Source organism: Klebsiella sp. HN106 (assembly GCF_051209435.1).
GTDB lineage: Bacteria > Pseudomonadota > Gammaproteobacteria > Enterobacterales > Enterobacteriaceae > Klebsiella > Klebsiella oxytoca.
Genome location: NZ_JBLURD010000071.1, coordinates 1 through 1,034, shown reverse-complemented (window position 1 = coordinate 1,034; position 1,034 = coordinate 1). Strand labels below are relative to the sequence as shown.

1 protein-coding gene is annotated in these 1,034 nt (G+C 54.5%); it reads right to left on the bottom strand.

All coding sequences use genetic code 11. The annotated features are described in order from the left end of the window. On the bottom strand, nt 1-1,034 hold a 1,034-nt coding region (tuf, locus tag ACSIPU_RS30340; RefSeq protein WP_016810035.1), incomplete at both ends, for an elongation factor Tu.

Genomic DNA, 1,034 nt, shown 5'->3' with positions numbered 1-1,034 from the left:
GCGCCAACGGTACGGCCGCCTTCACGGATTGCGAAACGCAGACCGTCGTCCATCGCGATCGGGTGGATCAGGGTAACAACCATTTTGATGTTGTCGCCCGGCATAACCATCTCTACGCCTTCCGGCAGTTCGATGGTGCCAGTCACGTCAGTTGTACGGAAGTAGAACTGCGGACGGTAGCCTTTGAAGAACGGAGTGTGACGGCCGCCTTCGTCTTTGGACAGGATATAAACTTCAGATTCGAACTTGGTGTGCGGCTTGATAGAGCCCGGCTTAGCCAGTACCTGACCACGTTCGATTTCTTCACGTTTGATACCACGCAGCAGAACACCAACGTTCTCACCAGCGCGGCCTTCGTCCAGCAGTTTGCGGAACATTTCAACGCCAGTACAGGTAGACTTAGCAGTCTCTTTAATACCAACAATTTCAACTTCTTCGCCAACTTTGATGATACCGCGCTCTACACGACCGGTAACAACGGTACCACGACCGGAGATGGAGAATACGTCTTCGATCGGCAGCAGGAACGGCTTGTCAATCGCACGCTCTGGTTCCGGAATGTAAGAATCCAGGAAGCCAGCCAGTTCGATGATTTTCGCTTCCCACTCTGCGTCGCCTTCCAGCGCTTTCAGAGCAGAACCACGAACGATCGGAGTGTCGTCGCCCGGGAAATCGTACTGAGACAGAAGTTCACGAACTTCCATTTCAACCAGTTCCAGCAGCTCTTCGTCATCAACCATGTCGCACTTGTTCAGGAACACGATGATGTACGGAACGCCTACCTGACGACCCAGCAGGATGTGCTCACGAGTCTGCGGCATCGGGCCGTCAGTCGCAGCAACAACCAGGATCGCGCCGTCCATCTGCGCAGCACCGGTGATCATGTTTTTAACATAGTCGGCGTGGCCCGGGCAGTCTACGTGCGCGTAGTGGCGAGTCGGGGTGTCATATTCAACGTGGGAAGTGTTGATGGTGATACCACGAGCTTTTTCTTCCGGCGCGTTATCGATCTGGTCGAATGCGCGAGCAGCACC